16 protein-coding genes are annotated in these 18,944 nt (G+C 72.6%); 12 read left to right on the top strand and 4 right to left on the bottom strand.

Going from position 1 to position 18,944, the window contains the following annotated elements; genetic code table 11:
• The first annotated feature begins 105 nt into the window (after window positions 1-105).
• Window positions 106-201, top strand: a complete 96-nt coding sequence (locus CLV34_RS17320; protein WP_425436183.1) for a putative leader peptide — start codon at window positions 106-108, stop codon at window positions 199-201.
• A 231-nt stretch (window positions 202-432) separates the two neighbouring features.
• Entirely contained in the window at window positions 433-1,950 is a 1,518-nt protein-coding gene (locus CLV34_RS05480; RefSeq protein ID WP_100349293.1) for a dicarboxylate/amino acid:cation symporter, read from the top strand.
• A gap of 130 nt (window positions 1,951-2,080) precedes the next feature.
• On the opposite strand, the gene CLV34_RS05475 is transcribed toward CLV34_RS05480, so the two are convergent.
• Both CLV34_RS05475 and CLV34_RS05470 read right to left on the bottom strand, forming a co-directional pair.
• Window positions 2,081-2,707: a GNAT family N-acetyltransferase gene (locus CLV34_RS05475; RefSeq protein WP_100349292.1), complete on the bottom strand. Its 627-nt coding sequence runs from the start codon at window positions 2,705-2,707 to the stop codon at window positions 2,081-2,083.
• Window positions 2,708-2,775: 68 nt separating this feature from the next.
• Entirely contained in the window at window positions 2,776-4,041 is a 1,266-nt protein-coding gene (locus CLV34_RS05470) for an amidohydrolase (RefSeq protein ID WP_211289361.1), read from the bottom strand.
• A 141-nt stretch (window positions 4,042-4,182) separates the two neighbouring features.
• Here CLV34_RS05470 and CLV34_RS05465 point away from each other — a divergent pair, with 141 nt between their 5' ends.
• Genes CLV34_RS05465 through CLV34_RS05440 form a run of 6 tightly spaced genes read left to right on the top strand, consistent with a single transcriptional unit; the run spans window position 4,183 to window position 13,480 of the window.
• Window positions 4,183-5,481 (top strand): MFS transporter, encoded by a 1,299-nt coding sequence (locus tag CLV34_RS05465; protein ID WP_100349291.1) that lies wholly within the window; start codon window positions 4,183-4,185, stop codon window positions 5,479-5,481.
• A complete protein-coding gene (locus CLV34_RS05460; RefSeq protein WP_100349290.1) occupies window positions 5,481-9,245 on the top strand; it encodes a nitrate reductase subunit alpha in 3,765 nt (1,254 codons plus the stop codon). Before CLV34_RS05465 ends, CLV34_RS05460 begins: the two co-directional genes overlap by 1 nt.
• A 12-nt stretch (window positions 9,246-9,257) precedes the next feature.
• On the top strand, window positions 9,258-10,961 hold the full coding sequence (gene narH, locus CLV34_RS05455; protein WP_100349289.1) for a nitrate reductase subunit beta: 1,704 nt from the start codon (window positions 9,258-9,260) through the stop codon (window positions 10,959-10,961).
• On the top strand, window positions 10,961-11,680 hold the full coding sequence (gene narJ, locus CLV34_RS05450; RefSeq protein ID WP_100349288.1) for a nitrate reductase molybdenum cofactor assembly chaperone: 720 nt from the start codon (window positions 10,961-10,963) through the stop codon (window positions 11,678-11,680). The genes narH and narJ overlap by 1 nt, the downstream gene beginning before the upstream one ends.
• The gene (gene narI / locus CLV34_RS05445) at window positions 11,677-12,438 is read left to right on the top strand and encodes a respiratory nitrate reductase subunit gamma (RefSeq protein WP_100349287.1); all 762 of its coding nucleotides are present in this window, start codon (window positions 11,677-11,679) and stop codon (window positions 12,436-12,438) included. The genes narJ and narI overlap by 4 nt, the downstream gene beginning before the upstream one ends.
• 31 nt (window positions 12,439-12,469) lie before the next feature.
• On the top strand, window positions 12,470-13,480 hold the full coding sequence (locus CLV34_RS05440) for a 5'-3' exonuclease (RefSeq protein WP_100349286.1): 1,011 nt from the start codon (window positions 12,470-12,472) through the stop codon (window positions 13,478-13,480).
• 13 nt (window positions 13,481-13,493) lie between these two features.
• Here the strand turns inward: CLV34_RS05440 and CLV34_RS05435 are convergent, their stop codons facing one another.
• Complete coding sequence (locus tag CLV34_RS05435; RefSeq protein ID WP_100349285.1) at window positions 13,494-13,910, bottom strand: VOC family protein; 417 nt, start codon at window positions 13,908-13,910, stop codon at window positions 13,494-13,496.
• Between the two features lie 240 nt (window positions 13,911-14,150).
• Between CLV34_RS05435 and CLV34_RS05430 the strand changes: the two genes are divergently transcribed.
• From CLV34_RS05430 to CLV34_RS05415, 4 genes are all read left to right on the top strand, one after another.
• On the top strand, window positions 14,151-14,930 hold the full coding sequence (locus tag CLV34_RS05430) for a VOC family protein (protein ID WP_100349284.1): 780 nt from the start codon (window positions 14,151-14,153) through the stop codon (window positions 14,928-14,930).
• A gap of 139 nt (window positions 14,931-15,069) precedes the next feature.
• Entirely contained in the window at window positions 15,070-16,338 is a 1,269-nt protein-coding gene (locus CLV34_RS05425; protein WP_100349283.1) for a threonine/serine exporter family protein, read from the top strand.
• Window positions 16,339-16,435: 97 nt separating this feature from the next.
• Window positions 16,436-16,846 (top strand): DUF4383 domain-containing protein, encoded by a 411-nt coding sequence (locus tag CLV34_RS05420; protein WP_100349845.1) that lies wholly within the window; start codon window positions 16,436-16,438, stop codon window positions 16,844-16,846.
• 1 nt (window position 16,847) lies between these two features.
• Window positions 16,848-17,462 (top strand): hypothetical protein, encoded by a 615-nt coding sequence (locus CLV34_RS05415; protein ID WP_100349282.1) that lies wholly within the window; start codon window positions 16,848-16,850, stop codon window positions 17,460-17,462.
• Between the two features lie 4 nt (window positions 17,463-17,466).
• Here CLV34_RS05415 and CLV34_RS05410 read toward each other — a convergent pair whose 3' ends face one another.
• A complete protein-coding gene (locus CLV34_RS05410; protein ID WP_157803714.1) occupies window positions 17,467-18,864 on the bottom strand; it encodes a glycoside hydrolase family 15 protein in 1,398 nt (465 codons plus the stop codon).
• Between the last annotated feature and the right edge of the window lie 80 nt (window positions 18,865-18,944).

The following is an 18,944-nucleotide window of genomic DNA, read 5'->3' as shown; positions in this document are numbered from 1 at the left end:
GGGGCGAGAGGGTGCCGGGAACAAGGGCGCGGCGGGGCGGTGTTAGCCTGGACGCCGCGTCATTGACGCTTCAACCATCTGCCATCGTCCGCAGGAGCTCCCTCCGTGCCTCAGCGCCCGACCACAGGCCCGTTCGCCGGCCTGCTCACCACGCGCCGCGACGTCGACCTCCGACGCGTCGCCAGCGCGCTGTGTCGCTGACCCGCACGACGAGGTAGAGCCCTCCGCCCACGCGGACGCGCGCCCCGCACCGCCCGACGAGGACCGTCGCGGCGAACGCGGGCGGCCGCCCCGAGACCCGTCCTCCCCCTGCCGACCGGCGTGTGCCCACCACGCCCCGGAACGGCTTCCCACCCGCGCCCGGACCGGCCGCACCCTGCCGTCCGCGGACTCCCCCGCGCCCATGAGGCGCCGACACACCGAGGAACACCTGTGCCTGCACCCACCACGCCGGACGCCGCCGCGTCCGCGGCCGTCGCCGAGAAGCAGCCTGCGACGACCACCACCGCCCGACGCCGACGGCTGCGCTGGCCGTCGTTCAGCGTCCAGATCGTCGCCGGCCTCGTGCTCGGCATCCTGCTCGGCTGGGTCGCCCGGAACATGGGCCCCGTCGACGCCGGCACCGACCACGAGACGCCCAACTGGCTCACCACGACGCTCGGCACCATCGGCCAGGACTTCGTGACCCTGCTCAAGGCCGTCGTCCCGCCGCTCGTCTTCCTGGCGATCGTCGTCTCCATCGCGAACCTCAAGGGCGTGACCAACGCCGCGCGTCTCGCCTGGAAGACGATCCTCTGGTTCGCGATCACCTCGCTGATCGCCGTGGCCGTCGGGATCACGCTCGGGCTCGTCCTGCAGCCCGGCAAGCACACGTCGCTCGACATCTCCGCCGGCGTCGCCCCCGACCACACCGGGTCGTGGATCGACTTCCTCACCGGGCTCATCCCGTCGAACTTCCTCGGCCTCGGGGCGTCGACCAGCCTCGAGCCCGGCGCCGACGGCGCCGCGAGCGCCACCACGAACGTCAGCTTCAACGTCCTGCAGATCGTCGTGCTCGCGTTCGTCGTCGGCATCGCCGCCTACAAGTCCGGCCGCAAGGCCGAGCCGTTCATCACGTTCAGCCGCTCCGCGCTCGCGATCGTCCAGAAGGTCCTGTGGTGGATCATCCGCCTCGCGCCGCTCGGCACCCTCGGCCTCATCGGGAACGCCGTCGCGTCGTACGGGTGGGACCTGCTCGCACCCCTCGGCCGGTTCGCGTTCGCGATCTACCTGGGCCTCGCGATCGTCCTGTTCGCCGTGTACCCGCTGATCCTGCGCGGCAACGGCCTGCGCGTCCGCTCGTACTTCCGCGGCGCCTGGCCCGCCATCCAGCTCGCGTTCGTGTCGCGGTCGTCCATCGGGACGCTCCCCGTGACCGAGCGCGTCACCGAGCGCAACCTCGGCGTGCCGCGCGAGTACGCGTCCTTCGCCGTGCCGCTCGGCGCCACCACCAAGATGGACGGCTGCGCCTCGATCTACCCGGCCGTGTCCGCGATCTTCATCGCGCAGCTCTTCGGGATCCACCTGTCGATCACCGACTACCTGCTCATCGCGTTCGTGTCCGTCGTCGGGTCGGCCGCCACCGCCGGCCTGACCGGCGCGCTCGTCATGCTGACGCTGACGGTCTCGACCCTGGGGCTCCCGCTCGCCGGCGTCGGGCTGCTCCTCGCCATCGACCCCATCCTCGACATGGGCCGCACCGCGACCAACGTCGCCGGGCAGGTGCTCGTGCCCGTGGTCGTCGCGAAGCGGGAAGGCATCCTCGACCTCGAGCAGTACGAGAGCGCGTCGGCCGAGGACCTGTTCACCGACGACGAGTCGTCCGACGACGACGGCGGCCCGACGTCCGGGCCGGACGAGACCTCGGGCGAGGCCTCGGACGACCGGGAGCTGGTGGGCGCGGCCCGCTGACCGCGGCGGTCCGTCGCCTACGCAAAGTCCCTTCGCGTGTGTTTCGGCGCACGCGAAGGGACTTCGCGTAGGCGACGGACACGTGCAGGCGTACGCGCGCGGCTTTCCGAGCGCGCGTCGGACGAGACGGTCAGCGGGTCGGGCGGCCGAGGTACGTGAGCGGTCCGGCGTCGGGCACGTCGACGACGTGGAACCCGAGCGCGTCGTAGAACGGACGGGCACCGGTGTTCGCGGTGACCATCCCGACGTGCACCGCGGCAGCCCCTTCGGCGGCGGCCGCGCGACGGAACCGTTCGACGAGCCACCGGCCCATGCCCTTGCCCTGCCACGCGGGCAGCAGGTCGACGTGCAGGTGCGCGGGATAGGCCGCGAGCTCGGGCACGAGCATCCGTTCGGGGTGCTCGTGCAGGTACGTCATGACGTCGTCGGGGGTCGACGCCGCGTCGAGCGCCGCGGGCGCGGCGGCGTACCGGCCCGCGAGCGCCGGCACCCACTCGTCGCGGTACCGGTCGACGAAGCGGCGCGTGTCGGCCGTCCCGACGACGTAGCCGACGACGCGCTCGCCGTCGTCGACGACGAACGCGAGGCCCGGTTCGAGGACGGCGTAGGGCAAGGCGAACAGGTCGCCCACGAGCCGGTCCGACGTGTAGATCCCGCGGGCGTCGGTGCCCGCGTCGGCCGTCCGGACGCAGATGTCGTAGAGGTCGTCGGCGTCGGACGGCCGGAAGGGCCGCAACGTCGCTGTCACGGTGGTCATGGTCCGAGCGTGTCATGGGAGCGCTCCCATGACAATGCGAATCGCGCGAAACGCCCGCGTCCGGCCGGTCAGACGTCGAACCGGCTGCCCCGCTCGGTCACCGCTCCCCCACCCAGGCCCCCGTTCGCCGTCGCGTCCCACCGGTACACCTCGACACCCGTCACGAACACCCGCTCCGCGCGGCTGTTCACGTCCAACGGGTCGCCCGACCAGACCACGACGTCGCCGTCCAGCCCCGGCACCAGCGCCCCCACCCGGTCGTCCAGGCGGAGAAACGCGGCCGGGTTCGTCGTGAGCGCCCGCAGCGCGACGTCCCGGTCCAGGCCCTCCTTCACGGCGAGCGACGCCTGGTGCACCAGGAAGTTGATGGGGACGACCGGGTGGTCCGTGGTGATCGCGACCCGTACCCCAGCCCGCGCCAGACGCCCCAGGTTCGCGATCGCGCGATGCCGCAGCTCGACCTTCGACCGCGTCGTGAACATCGGCCCGAAGATCACCGGGACGTCCCGCTCCGCCAGGACGTCCGCGAGGTCCGCACCCTCCGTCCCGTGGTTGACCACCAGCCGGTACCCGAACTCGTCCGCGAGGCGCAGCGCCGTCGCGATGTCGTCCGCGCGGTGCGTGTGCTGGTCCCACGCGAGCTCGCCGTCGAGCACCCGGACGAGCGTCTCCTTGCCGAGGTCGCGGTCGAACGGGTCGCCTTTCGCCGCCGCCGCGTCCCGCTTCGCCCGGTAGTTCTGCGCGTCCACGAACGCCTTGCGGATCACCGCGGCGACACCGAGGCGGGTGGCCGGCGTCTGCTTACGCTCCCCGTAGATGCGCTTCGGGTTCTCGCCCAGGGCCGACTTCACCGACACCGCGTCGCTGATCACCTGCTCGTCGACCGTCCGGCCGCCCCACACCTTGATCGCGACCGTCTGCCCACCGATCGGGTTGCCCGACCCCGGCTTCACGACCACCGACGTCACACCGCCGGCCAGCGCGTCGCGGAAGCCCTCGTCGTCCGGGTTGATCGCGTCCAGCGCGCGCAGCGCCGAGCCGTCCGGGTTCGTCATCTCGTTCGTGTCGTTGCCGGCCCAGCCCTCGCCCTCCTCGTGGACCCCGAGGTGGCCGTGCGACTCCACGAAGCCGGGCAGCACCCAGCGGCCGGCCGCGTCGACGACGCGCACGCCCTCGGGGACGTCGACGTCCGCGGCCGCGCCCAGGGCGGCGATCACGCCGTCGACGACGAGAACCGTGCCGCCGTCGATCGGGTCACCCGCCACCGGGACGACATAGGCGTTCGTGATCGCGACCGAGCCGCGGGCGGTGGTGATGGGGGTTTCGGTGGTCATGGGTCCATCGTGACGCCGCGAGCCCCGGGTGCGCAGGCCGAGGCCCCGACCTGCGCACCCGGGATCCCGCCGCTAGCGTGACAAGCGCGAGACAACGGCGACTCGCCCGTCCGACGGCGGGCACCCCTCGAGGAGCGTGCGATGTCGACTTCAGATCCCGCCGGGCGTGACGACGGCCCCGGCACGGCGCCCGCAGCGCGGCGCGAACCTGCCGCCACGCCGCCCAGCACGAGTTCCAAGGCGGGCTTCATGCTGGCGCTCGCGACCATCGGGTTCGCGATCAACTTCTGGGCGTGGGCGCTCATCAGCCCGCTCGGGGCCTCCTACAAGGAGTCGCTCGGCCTGTCGGACTTCCAGCAGTCGTTCCTCGTCGCGGTCCCCGTCATCGTGGGGTCGCTCGGACGCATCCCGGTGGGCGCCTTGACCGACCGCTACGGCGGTCGCCTGATGTTCCCGATCGTGACGGCAGCGACCATCGTGCCGGTCCTCTTCATCGCGTTCGTCGCGTCCGACTCGTACCCGCTGATGCTGATCGGCGGGTTCTTCCTGGGCCTCGGCGGCACGACGTTCGCGATCGGTGTCCCGTACGTCAACGCCTGGTACCCGCCCGAGCGCCGCGGGACGGCCATCGGGATCTTCGGGATGGGCATGGGCGGCACCGCGATCTCCGCCTTCACGACGGTGAAGATCGTGGACGCGCACGGCGACAAGGCACCCTTCGTGATCGTCGCGAGCATCCTCGCGGTGTTCGCCGTGCTGGCGTGGTTCCTCATGCGCGACGCGAAGCCCCCGTCGCCGTCGACGGCGGCGGAGGGCTTCTGGAACCGCACCTGGACGACCTTCAAGCTCCCTGCGACCCTCCAGCTCTCGTGGCTCTACGCGATCGGGTTCGGCGGCTTCGTGGCGTTCAGCGTCTACCTGCCCACGGACCTGCACAACGCATACGGGCTCTCCACGTCCGACGCGGCGAACCGCACGGCCGGGTTCGTGATCCTCGCCGTGATCATGCGCCCGGTGGGCGGCTGGCTGTCCGACAAGGTCGGCGGCATCCCCGTGTGCGTCACGTGCTTCGGGACGGTGGCGGTGCTCGCCATGGTCGAGGCGTTCCAGCCGTCGCTGTCGTTCTGGGGGACGGTCGGGTTCCTGGGCCTGGCCGCCGCGCTGGGCGCCGCGTCCGGGGCCGTGTTCGCGCTCGTCGCGAAGGCTGCCCCGCCCGGGAAGGTCGGGGCGGTGACCGGGCTCGTCGGGGCCGCGGGCGGCCTCGGAGGGTTCATCCCGCCGCTCATCATGGGCGCGGTCTACGGGCAGCAGGGCAACTACGACCTCGGCTTCGCGCTCCTCGCGATCATCGCCCTCCTGACGATGTTCTTCACGCTCGGGCCGGTGAAGAGCCGCGTGCAGCGACAGGCGGCGTCCACCGACGCCGGGAGTGCCGCCTGATGACGGCGCTCGACGACCCGCTCGAGCAGGGCCTGCTCCGCCTCGGCAAGCACCTGCGTCGTGGGGAGGTCTCCGAAGACCTCCGGCAGGTGTTCCTGCAGGGCGGACGCCAGGGAGACGTGTTCTACCGGGACCGCTGGTCGCACGACAAGGTGGTCCGCTCCACGCACGGCGTGAACTGCACGGGGTCGTGCTCGTGGAAGGTGTACGTCAAGGACGGCATCATCACGTGGGAGACGCAGCAGACGGACTACCCGAGCGTCGGGCCGGGCTCGCCGGAGTACGAGCCGCGCGGGTGCCCGCGCGGCGCGGCGTTCTCCTGGTACACGTACTCGCCGACGAGAGTGCGCTACCCGTACGTCCGCGGGGCGCTCCTCACCGCGTACCGGGCGGCGAAGGCTCGCGTCGGCGGCGACCCGGTCCTCGCGTGGGAGGCCCTCACCGACGACCCCGAGGCGGCCCGCTCGTACAAGGCGGCGCGCGGCAAGGGTGGGCTGCTGCGGGCGACGTGGGACGAGGCCGCCGAGATCGTCGCGGCAGCGCACGTGCACACGATCAAGCGGTACGGCCCCGACCGGGTGGCCGGCTTCTCCCCCATCCCCGCCATGTCGATGGTCTCCCACGGCGTCGGGTCGCGGTTCTTCTCGCTGCTGGGCGGAACCATGCTCAGCTTCTACGACTGGTACGCCGACCTGCCGGTGGCGTCGCCGCAGGTGTTCGGCGACCAGACGGACGTGCCCGAGTCCGCGGACTGGTGGAACGCGTCCTACTGCATCATGTGGGGCTCCAACGTCCCGGTCACCCGCACGCCGGACGCGCACTTCATGACGGAGGCGCGCTACCGCGGGCAGAAGGTCGTGACCGTCTCGCCCGACTACGCAGACAACACCAAGTTCGCCGACGAGTGGATGTCGCCGCAGCCGGGGACGGACGGCGCGCTCGCCCTCGCGATGGGTCATGTGATCCTCCGGGAGTTCCTCGTCGAGCGCCGCACGGAGCGGTTCGTCGACTACCTCAAGCGGTTCTCCGACTCCCCGTACCTCGTGACCCTCGCCCCGGCGCCCCGGACGGGCTACGACGCGCCCGACGGCCCCGGAGAGCGGCCCCGCGTGCCGGCGAAGTTCCTCACCGCCGCCGACCTGCCCGAGCACGCGGCACAGGCGAACGCCGCGTTCAAGACCGTGCTGCTCGACGCGGACGGCACCCCACGCGTGCCGAACGGGTCGCTGGGCCACCGGTTCGGCGACGCGGACGTCGGTCGTTGGAACCTCGACCTCGCGGACGTGGACCCGGTGCTCAGCATCGCGGACGTCGCGTCCGACGACGCGACGCCGTTCACCGCCACGATCGCGCTCCCCCGGTTCGACGTCGTGCCGGCGACGGGGCACGAGCACGAGGGAGGAGCCGGGAGCGTCCTGCGCGGCGTGCCCGTGCGACGCGTCGGGGGCCACCTCGTCACCACGGTGTTCGACCTGCTGCTCGCGCAGTACGGGGTCAACCGCACCGCGCTGGATCTTCCCGGGACGTGGCCCACGGGCTACGACGACCCGCGGACGCCCGCGACGCCCGCCTGGCAGGAGCAGATCACGGGGGTGCCCGCGGCCCAGGCCGCGCGCATCGCCCGCGAGTTCGCGGGCAACGCCGAACGGTCCGGTGGCCGGTCCATGATCATCATGGGCGCCGGCACGAACCACTGGTTCCACTCGGACACGATCTACCGCGCGTTCCTGGCCCTGACGACCATGACGGGCTGCCAGGGCGTCAACGGGGGCGGCTGGGCGCACTACGTCGGCCAGGAGAAGGTCCGACCCCTGACCGGCTTCAACCAGTACGCCAACGCGCTCGACTGGTCGCGGCCACCGCGCCACATGATCGGCACCGCGTTCTGGTACCTCGCGACCGACCAGTGGCGCTACGACGGCCTGCCCGCCGACACGCTCTCCTCGCCCACGGGGCCCGGGATCTTCGCCGGGCGCACCACGGCCGACTGCCTCGTGGAGTCCGCACGCCGCGGCTGGATGCCGTCCTACCCGACGTTCGACCGGAACCCGCTGGACGTGGTCGCCGAGGCCCGGGCGGCCGGGGTCGAGCCGGCCGAGCACGTTGTGCAGGAGCTCAGGTCCGGCCGCCTCCGGTTCGCCGTCGAGGACCCCGACGCGCCGGAGAACTTCCCCCGCTGCATCACGGTGTGGCGCTCCAACATCCTCGGGTCGTCCAGCAAGGGCAACGAGTACTTCCTCAAGCACCTGCTGGGTGCCGACGCCGCCGTCAGCGCCCAGGAGTCCGGTCCGGACCGTCGTCCCGCGGAGATGGTCTGGCGCGACGACGCCCCGCAGGGGAAGGTCGACCTGCTGACCACCCTGGACTTCCGGATGACGTCGACCACCCTGTTCTCGGACGTCGTGCTGCCGGCAGCGACCTGGTACGAGAAGCACGACCTGTCCAGCACGGACATGCACCCGTTCGTGCACTCCTTCAACCCCGCCATCGCCCCGCCGTGGCAGACCCGCACCGACTTCGACATCTTCCACACGATCGCCCGGCTCGTCTCCGAGTACTCGGAGACGCACCTCGGTGTGCGGGAGGACCTCGTCGCCGTGCCGCTCATGCACGACTCGCCCGACGAGATGGCCGTACCGCACGGGACCGTCGAGGACTGGGGTGCGCCGATGTCGGAGCGCGACCTCGTCCCCGGAGTGACGATGCCGCGCCTCGTCGTCGTCGAGCGGGACTACCCGGCGCTGGCCGCGCGCCTCGGAGCGCTCGGGCCGCTGACCGCCAAGGCGGGGATGGCCACGAAGGGCGTCACGTTCTCCCCCGGGCCGGAGGTCGACGGGCTCGCCCGGCGCAACGGCGTCGTCGCGGGTGGCCCCACCGCAGGCTGCCCGCGGCTCGACCGGGACACATTCGTCTGCGAGACGATCCTCGCCCTGTCCGGGACGACCAACGGACGTCTCGCCGTCCAGGGCTTCGAGCAGCTGGAGCGGCGCACCGGCACGCCGCTCGCCGACCTCGCACGGGACGAGGAGGGCGTGCGGATCACGTTCCCGGACATCCAGGCGCGGCCGACGGCCGTCATCACGTCGCCCGAGTGGTCGGGGTCCGAGCACGGCGGTCGCCGGTACACCGCGTTCGCCGTCAACGTCGAGCGCCTCAAGCCGTGGCACACCCTCACCGGACGGCAGCACTTCTTCCTCGACCACGACTGGATGGCCGAGCTCGGGGAGCAGCTGCCCGTGTACCGGCCACCGCTCGACCTCCACCGCCTGTTCCAGGACTCGCCGCAGGTCGGGGAGCGGACCGAGCAGACCGTCGCGGTGCGGTACCTGACACCGCACTCCAAGTGGTCGATCCACTCCGAGTACCAGGACAACCTGTTCATGCTGTCGCTGTCGCGCGGCGGACCCAACGTCTGGATGTCGCCGCAGGACGCCGCGAAGATCGGCGTGGTCGACAACGAGTGGGTCGAGGCCGTGAACCGCAACGGAGTGGTGGTGGCCCGCGCCGTCGTGTCGCACCGCATGCCCGAGGGCACGGTCTACATGCACCACGCCACGGACCGCACCATCGACGTCCCGATCGCGGAGGCGTCGGGGCTGCGTGGCGGGATCCACAACTCCCTGACGCGCATCCTGCTCAAGCCCAGCCATCTCGTCGGCGGGTACGCGCAGCTGAGCTTCGCGTTCAACTACCTCGGTCCCACCGGGAACCAGCGCGACGAGATCACCACGATCCGTCGGCGGTCGCAGGACGTCGAGTACTGAGGGGACGACGCGATGAAGGTCATGGCCCAGATGTCGATGGTGATGAACCTCGACAAGTGCATCGGCTGCCACACGTGCTCCGTCACCTGCAAGCAGGCGTGGACGAACCGCACCGGCGTCGAGTACGTGTGGTTCAACAACGTCGAGACCCGGCCCGGGCTCGGCTACCCCCGCACGCACGAGGACCAGGAGCGCTGGCAGGGCGGCTGGGAGCGCACCAGGCGCGGGAAGCTCAAGCTCCGCGCCGGCGGGAAGATCAAGAAGCTGGCGACGATCTTCTCCAACCCGAAGCTGCCGTCCATCCACGACTACTACGAGCCCTGGACGTACGAGTACGACCTGCTGCTGTCGTCACCGCAGGGCAAGCAGACGCCCGTCGCACGACCCAAGTCCCTGCTCACCGGCAAGGACATGAAGATCGAGTGGTCGGCCAACTGGGACGACGACCTCGCCGGGTCGACCGCGACCATGCAGCGCGACCCGATCCTGCAGCACATGTCGGAGCACGTCGCCGAAGAGCTCGAGCAGACGTTCATGTTCTACCTGCCGCGCATCTGCGAGCACTGCCTCAACCCGGCGTGCGTCGCGTCGTGCCCGTCGGGCGCCATGTACAAGCGGGCCGAGGACGGGATCGTCCTCGTGGACCAGGACCAGTGCCGCGGGTGGCGCATGTGCGTCACCGGGTGCCCGTACAAGAAGGTCTACTTCAACCACAAGACCGGCAAGGCCGAGAAGTGCACCCTGTGCTACCCGCGCATCGAGGTCGGCCTGCCCACGATCTGCTCCGAGACGTGCGTCGGACGCCTCCGCTACCTCGGGCTCGTCCTCTACGACGCGGACCGCGTCACCGAGGCGGCATCGGTCGAGGACGAGCACGACCTGCTCGCCGCGCAACGGTCCGTCTTCCTCGACCCGGACGACCCCGAGGTGGTCGCCGCTGCCCGCGCCGCAGGCATCCCGGAGGACTGGATCACGGCCGCCCAGCGGTCACCGATCTGGGCGCTCATCAGCCGGTACGAGCTCGCGCTGCCGCTGCACCCCGAGTACCGGACCCTCCCCATGGTCTGGTACATCCCGCCGCTGTCGCCCGTCGTCGACGTGATCGCGTCGTCCGGCAACGACGGGGAGGACGCGCGCACCCTGTTCGCTGCCATCCCGCAGCTCCGCATCCCCCTGGACTACCTGGCCGGCCTGTTCACCGCGGGCGACACCCGACCCGTCGAACGGGTGCTGCGGCGGCTCGCCGCCATGCGGTCCTACATGCGGGACATCAACCTCGGCGATCCCGGCAACGAGGAGACCGCCGCCGCCGTCGGCATGACGGGCAGCGAGGTCGAGAGCATGTTCCGACTCCTCGCCGTGGCCAAGTACGAGGACCGCTACGTCATCCCGCCCGCGCACACCGAGATCGCGCGCGAGCTCGAGGAGATGAGTTGCTCGCTCGACTTCGACGGCGGGCCCGGGATGGGCGGTGCGGGGCCGTTCGGCTCCTCCTCCGGCAAGCCGGCACCCGTGGCCGTCGAGAACTTCCACGTCCTGCAGGCGCGGCAGACCGCCGACTCCCCCAACGGACCGTCGACCCCCGGGCGGGTCAATCTCCTGAACTGGGACGGGAACGGTCGCCCGGCCGGCCTGTTCCCGCCCGGCTCCACGCCGACCGACGACGACGCCCACGAACGGCCGTCCACCCGCGCGACCCCTCCCGAGGAGAGCTGATGCGGAGCTTCGTCACGCTGTCGCGGCGCACGCCCCGCGCCGAGCCCCTCGACGCCCTCCCCGTCACCCCGCAGCAGCGACGGGCGGCGCACCTCGCCGCATCCGTCCTGCTCGGCTACCCGGACGACACGCTGCGGACGAGCACCGCGGCCGTGCGCGCACTCCTCAGCCCCTTGCCCGCGGACGTCGCCACCCGCCTCGCCGCCTTCGTGGACGTCGTCGAGAACACGCCGGCCGACGTCCTCGCCGCCGCATACGTGCGTACGTTCGACCTGCGGCGCCAGTGCTCCATGTACCTGTCGTACTTTGCCGCTGGCGACACCCGTCGGCGCGGGACCGCGCTCGTCCGGTTCGTCGAGGCGTACCGGGCCGCCGGGTGGGAGGTCGCCGGTGACGAGCTGCCCGACCACCTGCCCGTCGTCCTCGAGTTCTCCGCGCGCGCCACCGGCGACGACGCCGTCATCGCGGCGGGGCTCCTCGGCACCCACCGCGACGGCATCGAGGTGCTGCGTTCCGCGCTCGCGTCCGCCGACCGCGGCGAGCGCAGCCCCTGGACGGACGTCGTCGAAGCCGTCTGCCTCACCCTCGGCCCGCTCGACCCGGCGATGCACCGTCGGTACACGGAACTCGTGACCGCCGGTCCCCCGACCGAGATGGTGGGCGTGAGCGCCCACGGCCCGCTCGAACCGTACGACCCGACCGGCGGAGGGCCACGATGAGCGGCGCCACCAGCTCCCAGATCCTGCTCTGGGTCGTCCTGCCGTACGTGACGTTCGCCGTGTTCGTCGTCGGGACGTTCTGGCGCTACCGGTACGACAAGTTCGGCTGGACCACCCGGTCCTCCGAGCTCTACGAGAACCGGCTGCTGCGCCTCGGGTCTCCGATGTTCCACGTCGGGCTGCTGCTGGTCGTCGTCGGGCACGTCGTCGGGCTGGTCGTCCCCAAGACGTGGACCGAGGCCGCCGGCATCTCCGAGACCTGGTACCACGCGCTCGCGACCTACGCCGGGTCGTTCGGCGCGCTGCTGCTCGTCGCCGGCCTCCTCATCCTGATCTACCGCCGGCGCACCACCGGACCGGTGTTCCTCGCCACCACGCGCATGGACAAGACCATGTACGTCGGCCTCACGGCGTCCATCGCCCTCGGCGCCTGGTCGACCGTCCAGACCCAGCTGCTCGAGGCCGGCGGCGGGTACGACTACCGCGAGAGCATCTCGCCGTGGTTCCGGTCGCTCTGGTACCTCGACCCGCAACCCGTCCTGATGACCGGGGTGCCCGCGCCCTTCCAGCTCCACATCGTCGCCGCGTTCCTGCTCTTCGCCCTGTGGCCCTTCACCCGGCTCGTCCACGCGTTCTCGGCACCCCTGCCCTACCTGTTCCGCCCGTACATCGTGTACCGGTCCCGGGACGCGTCCGTCGCCGCCCGCGAGCCCCGGCCCGGCTGGGACCCGTCCGAACGCCCACGCGATCCCCGCTGACGTCGTCGGACGTCCGCGGCAGGATGGGTGCATGACCGCCGACGCCGTCCCCGGACGCCTGCTTCTGCTCGACACCGCCAGCCTGTACTTCCGGGCGTTCTTCGGGGTGCCCGACTCGATCAAGGCGCCCGACGGCACGCCCGTCAACGCCGTGCGCGGGCTGCTCGACATGATTGCGACCCTCGTCACCGACCACCACCCCACCCGTCTCGTGGCGTGCTGGGACGAGGACTGGCGGCCGCGGTTCCGCGTCGAGGCCATCCCCTCGTACAAGGGTCACCGCGTCGTCGAGGAGCTCACCGGGTTCGACGGCCCCGACGGGACCCCCGGGTGGCGAGAGGAGGTCCCCGAGGCCTTGCAGCGCCAGATCCCCGTCATCGTCGAAGCGCTCGCGACCCTCGGCATCCCCCGCGTCGGCGCGCCCGGGTTCGAGGCCGACGACGTCATCGGGACGCTCGTCGCGCGCGAGGCGTCCCGGCCCGAGGGCGACCGCGACCCCGTCGACATCGTCACCGGCGACCGCGACCTGTTCCAGCTCGTGTCCGACGACGACCGGGTGCGCGTCCTCTACCCCGTCAAGGGCATCAAGAACCTGCTCGTCGTCGACGAGGCCGTGCTCCGCGAGAAGTACGCCGTGGCGTCCGGCCCCGCCTACGCCGACATGGCGACGCTGCGCGGCGACCCGTCCGACGGGCTGCCCGGTGTCGCGGGCGTCGGCGAGAAGACCGCCGCGGCGCTGCTCGCGAAGTACGGCGACCTCGCCGGCGTCGTGCGGGCCCGCGACGACGGCGACCCCGGTCTCACCGCGACCCAGCGGCGCCGGCTCACCGAGGCGTCCGACTACCTCGACGTCGCGCCCGGTGTCGTCCGGGTTGCGCGGCACGCCCCCGTCTCGCTGGCGCTCCCGAGCTCCGACGACCCGCTACCGGACGCGCTCCCCCGCGTCCCCGCGTTCCCCGACGCGCTCGCGACCCTCATCGAGGAGTGGGGGCTCGAGTCGAGCGTCCGCCGGGTCGTGCAGGCGCTGGACGCCGCCGGCTGACCGCGTCGACCGGCTACGCCACGAAGATGCAGAACGGGTGGCCGTCCGGGTCCGCGAACACGTAGAGCGGCTCGTCGGGATGGTCGCTGCGGTCGTGCAGGACCGTCGCGCCCAGCGCGAGCGCGCGGTCCCGCTGGCGCGCCAGCTCGTCCGCCGAACCCACCGTCGTGTCCAGGTGGAGCTGCTGCGGGACGTCCGGCGCGGGCCACGTCGAGCGGGCCAGGTCGTCGACCTGCTGGAAGCCCAGCGAGAACCCCTCACCGCGCAGGACGAGCCAGTCCTCGCCGCGCGGATCCGGCTCGCCCGCAGCGGGCGGGGCGTCGCCCTCGCGGTACTCGAGCCCGAACAGCGCGCGGTAGAACTCCGCGAGCGCCCGGGCGTCCGTCGTGTCCAGGACGACGCCGCTGATCGTCGGGTACGTGTCGGTCATGTCGCCACCTCCGTGTCCACTCTGCGGCGGCCGGCGTCCGGACGCGCGCGGGTCCGGGCGCGAGCTCCGCGTGCGGATCGGCGCTTCGCGTGCGCCGCAACGGACGCGAAGCGACCTTGCGTAGGCGACGGACGACCCCCGGCCGCACCGGGGCGATGAGTTCGCGCGATTTCGCCGGTCGGTCGAGAGTGGGAGCACGGACATCCCGCGCACACCGATCACACGCACCCTGGAGGAACCATGCCTGCACGCGGCGACCTGCCCACCGGGGCACCGATCTGGAACGACCTCACGACGGACGACCTCGACGCCACCGTCGCGTTCTACACCGACCTGTTCGGCTGGACGCACGAGAACCACGGTCCGGAGTTCGGGAACTACGGCACGTTCTTCCTCGACGGGAAGCGCGTCGCAGGCGTCATGCCGCAGATGTCGCCGCAGTCCCCGCTCGGGTGGCTCGTCCACCTGCACGCCCCGGACGTCGACGCCGCGACCGAGGCGGCGAAGCGCGCGGGCGGCAGCGTCGTCCTCGACCCGCTCGACGTCATGGACCTGGGACGTCAGGCGGTCGTAGTCGACCCGTCGGGCGCCGCGGTGTCGCTGTGGCAGCCGGGCACCCAGACCGGTTTCGAGACGGTCGCGGAGCACGCCGCGCCGGGGTGGCACGAGCTGCACACCCAGGACTTCGACGCGAGCGTGCCGTTCTACGCGGAGCTCGGGTGGACGCCGAGGATCATGTCGGACGAGCCGCAGTTCCGGTACGCCGTCGACGAGGTCGGCGGGCAGCAGTACGCCGGGATCATGGACGACCCCCGCTCGGGCGTCCCCGGGCCGTCGTACTGGCTCGTCTACTTCGGGACGGACGACGCCGACGCGACCGCGGCCCGGGTGACCGAGCTGGGCGGGACGGTCGTCCGGGGGCCGGAGGACACACCGTTCGGCCGGCTCCTGAACGTCACCGACCCGCGGGGGGCCACCTTCTCGGTGATCGGCCCGAACACGGGAGCCGCGCAGGCCTGACGCCCGAGCAGGCGCTCGCCTCCCGCCGAGCAGGCGCTCGTCCACCGGATCACGCGATATCAGGTGGGCAAACGCCTGTTCGGCGACGGGCAGGACGGGCGGGGCTGCGCACCCCGGCGGCGTCCGAGAGGATGACGCCATGCCGTCTCTCCCGGACGCCGACGAGCTCGACCTGATCCGCCGGTCGGGCGTGGTGCTGCGGGTCGGCCGCCTGAGCCTGTCGTCCGGGACGGGGTCGTACCGGGTCAAGCAGTCGATGGCCCGGGTTGCCCACGCGCTTGGCGTCGAGACCCACGAGGCGCAGGTCACGCTGACCGAGATCACGACGACGTCCCGGCGCGGGCGCTCGTTCCGCACGGAGGTCACGGAGGTGCGCCGGGTCGGGGTGGACGCGCGGCGGCTCGCCGACCTCGAGGCCCTCGCGTCGGACGTCGAGCGCGCCGACCCGGGCACCGTCACCGTCGAGGACGTCACGGCACGCCTGGACGACATCGAGCACGCGGGACCGCTGTACGGGCCGTGGCTCAACGCCCTGTCTGCGGGTGTCGCGTGCACGGCGTTCGCGTTCCTGCTGGGTGCCGGTCCGGTCGAGATGGTGGGCGTGCTCGTCGCGGCGACGCTCGGGCAGGGCGTCCGCCGCCGGCTGCTGCACGGCGGGTACAACCACTTCGGCACCACGATGCTCGTCGCCGCCCTCGCGTGCCTGGTCTACCTGGGCCTCGTCGGCAGCCTGCACGGCACCGGACTGACCCAGACGCAGCACCAGGCCGGGTACGTCGCCGCGGTCCTGTTCCTCGTGCCGGGCTTCCCGCTCGTGACGGGCGGGCTCGACATCGCGAAGTCGGACTTCTCGGCGGCGCTGTCCCGGCTCGCGTACGCGACCGCGATCCTCGCGTCGGCAGCCCTGTCGGTGTGGGGCGTGTCGGCGCTCGCGGGCCTGTCCCCTGACCTGCCCGTCCCGCCCGACCTGCCCGGCGTCGTCCTGTGGACGTTGCGCGCGGTCGCGAGCTTCGGGGGCGTGCTCGGCTTCGCCCTGATGTTCAACAGCCCGTGGCGCATGGCCCTCGGGGCCGCGGCCGTCGGCGCGGTCGGGAACGTCCTGCGGATCGCCCTGGACGAGCGCGGGGTCGCCGTCCAGGGCGCCGCGTTCGCGGGCGCGGTCGTCGTGGGGCTGCTCACCGCCGTGGTCGCGCCACGCCTGCGGGTCCCGCGGATCACCGTGTCCGTGCCGGCGGTCGTCATCATGGTGCCGGGCGCCCTCGCGTACCGGGCCGTGTTCCACCTGTCCGACGGCGACATGACGCAGGCGCTCTCGTTCGGCGCCCAGGCGGGCCTCGTGATCGTGGCGCTGCCCATCGGGCTGTCCGTCTCGCGCATGCTCACCGACCGGTCCTGGCGCCGCGACTGACGACGCACCCATCCGGACGCGTCCGGGCACCGAACCCCGCACGTGACGGCGCGGGGACGGCCCGCGCCACGACCGGAAGGTGCGACCGATGAACGGCTTGACCTCCTCCCCGAACCGTCTGCTCGCAGCGGTCTTCGGCGCCGTGTACCTCCTCGTGGGCCTCGTGGGCTTCGCGATCACGCCCGGGGTCGGCTTCGCGTCGACCGAGGGCAAGGAGCTGATCGTGTTCGCGGTGAACCCGCTGCACAACATCGTGCACGTCGCGATCGGGCTCGCCCTGCTGCTCGCGTCCCGTGCGGTCGGGTCCGCGCGCGCGGTGAACACCACGATCGGCGCCGTGTACCTGCTCGTCGGGATCGTCGGGCTGTTCATCATCGGGTCGGCGGCGAACATCATCGCGCTGAACGGTGCCGACAACGTCCTGCACCTCGCGAGCGCCGTGCTGCTGCTCGGCGTCGGCCTCGCCGCCGACCGCGAGCCCGACCGGACGAACCAGGCGGTCGCCTGACATGTCCGCCGTCACCGCCCGTCCCGGCGTCCGGACGGAACGGACCACGACCGTCCGGACGCCGAGCTGGGCGACGACGACCGCGCTCGCGTTCGTCGTGCTCGGCGCGGCGCTCGTGAACCTGGCGCTCGTGGGCGACCAGGGCGGGTCTGCGCTCCTCGCCGTCCCGCTCGTCCTGGGTCTCGCGGAGCTCGGGCTCGCCCTGGTCGCGCTGCGTGGCGGACGTGTTCCCGCCGGACGCACGGTCGGCCCGGTCCTCGCTGCGGCGGGAGCCGGGTGGCTCGCTCTCGCCGGGGCGCTCCACGAGGTGATCGGGACGGCGGACGCCGCGGCCGCTCTCCTGCAGGTCGGCGCTGGCGTGGCCGTGACGATCGCCGCGCGCCGTGCGGACGCACGGTCCGGCAGCAGCCCTCGTGCGAGCGTCCCGTCGGGGCGGCGGACGGCCGGCCAGCTCAGCGTCCTGCTGCTCACCGCGGTCGTGGTGGCGTCCGTCGCGGGCGCGGGGATGTCGGCCACGCCCGCCGGCTCGGAGGCGCACATGCCAGGCATGCCGGCGATGCACGACCAGGGCGGCATGCAGGACATGGACGGCATGCACGGGATGCACCGCGGCTGAGCGCCTAGCCGTCCAGCTGGTCCTCGTCGTCCAGCGCGTCGAGGACCAGCAGCGTCGTCGCCTCGCTCCAGACCAGCGGTGCGGTACCCGCCGGACGGCCGTCGAACAGCACCTTCTCGGACATCGACCCGGCGGCCGTGCGGTGCGTCGCGAGGAAGTCGACGAGCCGCCGCGCGAGGTCGTCGTCCCCGGCCGAGGCGGCACCCAGGGCGACGGCGGCGGTCTCGGGCGTCCAGGACACGCCGTCGTCGTGCCAGTCGGCACCCGGCGCGAGGCCGCCCGCCGGGCGCGCCATCTGGTCGGCGGCGGCGCCGAGCGCGGACACGACCGCCGGGTCCGCGGTCGCGGCGAACGGCGGGAGCAGGAACGCGACGGCCGCGTCGCGGCGGTCGCTGCCGGGGTACCGGCCGTAGTCGGGTCCGAACTCGCGGTCGATCGCCGCCGCCAGGGTCGCCGCCGACGACCCGGCCCGTGCCGACCGTCCCGTGTCGCCGGCGTGGTCCTCGAGCCGCTCGGCGGCGCGCAGGCCAGCGAGGAGCGCGGCGGCGGTGCCGAGCGTCGGCTTCGTCTCCTTCTTCTCCCAGTAGTCGGGCGACACCCTCGGGAGCCCGGCATATCGGCCGGTCGTCTGCAGGGCGGCACGTGCCGCGTCCTCGGACCGGTGCCGCAGGCTCGCGAAGTCGTCCAGGAGGCCCGCCTGCTGCGCCACGGGCGCCGCGTCGACCACCTCGCCGAGAGCCCACAGCAGCCAGCCGTTCCCGTCGAGCTGACGAGCCCGGCCGTCGGGCGACCCGGAGCCGTCCGGCAGGTACCGGGCCTCGAGGTCGCCCGTCCGCTCCTGCGCGCGCTGGAAGAACGCGAGCACGCGGCGGGCGTCGTCCAGGTGGCCCGTCCGGGCGAACGCGACCGCGGCGAACGCGCCGTCGCGCGGCCAGGCGTACTGCCACGGCCCGGACCCCGCGGCGAGGACGGCGCCGTCGTCCGCGGTCATGACGTGCAGGTCCAGGAGGGCGTCGCGCGCCATGTCCTCGTCAGCGGTGCCGGCCCCCGGCACGGTGCCGGCCGCGAGCCAGTCGCGCTGGGCGGTCGCCTCCGCGTCCGCGGCCGTGACCTCGGCGGCGGACGCGTCGGCCGCCGGACGCAGGACGCGCGAGCCGGGCAGCAGCGCGTCGTCGCCCGTCGTCGCGGGCACCGGTCGAAGCTCCTGGTGGACCGTGCCGGACGCGTCCACGCTCACCGACACCGCCATGGTGTCGAGGTAGAGGTCCTGCTCGAGCACACGATCGCGGCCCACGTACGAGACGCCGCCGAGCCCGAGCGCGACGACGAGCGCGCCCGCACCGACGAGCGCCGTCTCCCGGCGTCGCCAGCGCCGTCGTCCCGACCGCACCCCCGTACGCATCCGTCCACGGTACCGGCGTCCTGCGGCAGCACGGATCGTGCGGTCTGTGACCGCTCCTGCCCCGGGCTCACGGGCCGGGC

Source organism: Luteimicrobium subarcticum, from assembly GCF_002798015.1.
GTDB classification, from domain to species: domain Bacteria; phylum Actinomycetota; class Actinomycetes; order Actinomycetales; family Cellulomonadaceae; genus Luteimicrobium; species Luteimicrobium subarcticum.
Note: the sequence above shows the minus strand (reverse complement) of the source record. Positions and strands in the feature narration are given on the sequence as shown.

Coding starts and splice junctions, on each gene's coding strand:
- CLV34_RS05475 (WP_100349292.1), bottom strand. CDS start 2,707: ATGACCACCGTGACAGCGACGTTGCGGCCCTTCCGGCCGTCCGACGCC.
- CLV34_RS05470 (WP_211289361.1), bottom strand. CDS start 4,041: ATGACCACCGAAACCCCCATCACCACCGCCCGCGGCTCGGTCGCGATC.
- CLV34_RS05465 (WP_100349291.1), top strand. CDS start 4,183: ATGTCGACTTCAGATCCCGCCGGGCGTGACGACGGCCCCGGCACGGCG.
- CLV34_RS05460 (WP_100349290.1), top strand. CDS start 5,481: ATGACGGCGCTCGACGACCCGCTCGAGCAGGGCCTGCTCCGCCTCGGC.
- narH (WP_100349289.1), top strand. CDS start 9,258: ATGAAGGTCATGGCCCAGATGTCGATGGTGATGAACCTCGACAAGTGC.
- narJ (WP_100349288.1), top strand. CDS start 10,961: ATGCGGAGCTTCGTCACGCTGTCGCGGCGCACGCCCCGCGCCGAGCCC.
- narI (WP_100349287.1), top strand. CDS start 11,677: ATGAGCGGCGCCACCAGCTCCCAGATCCTGCTCTGGGTCGTCCTGCCG.
- CLV34_RS05440 (WP_100349286.1), top strand. CDS start 12,470: ATGACCGCCGACGCCGTCCCCGGACGCCTGCTTCTGCTCGACACCGCC.
- CLV34_RS05435 (WP_100349285.1), bottom strand. CDS start 13,910: ATGACCGACACGTACCCGACGATCAGCGGCGTCGTCCTGGACACGACG.
- CLV34_RS05430 (WP_100349284.1), top strand. CDS start 14,151: ATGCCTGCACGCGGCGACCTGCCCACCGGGGCACCGATCTGGAACGAC.
- CLV34_RS05425 (WP_100349283.1), top strand. CDS start 15,070: ATGCCGTCTCTCCCGGACGCCGACGAGCTCGACCTGATCCGCCGGTCG.
- CLV34_RS05415 (WP_100349282.1), top strand. CDS start 16,848: ATGTCCGCCGTCACCGCCCGTCCCGGCGTCCGGACGGAACGGACCACG.
- CLV34_RS05410 (WP_157803714.1), bottom strand. CDS start 18,864: ATGCGTACGGGGGTGCGGTCGGGACGACGGCGCTGGCGACGCCGGGAG.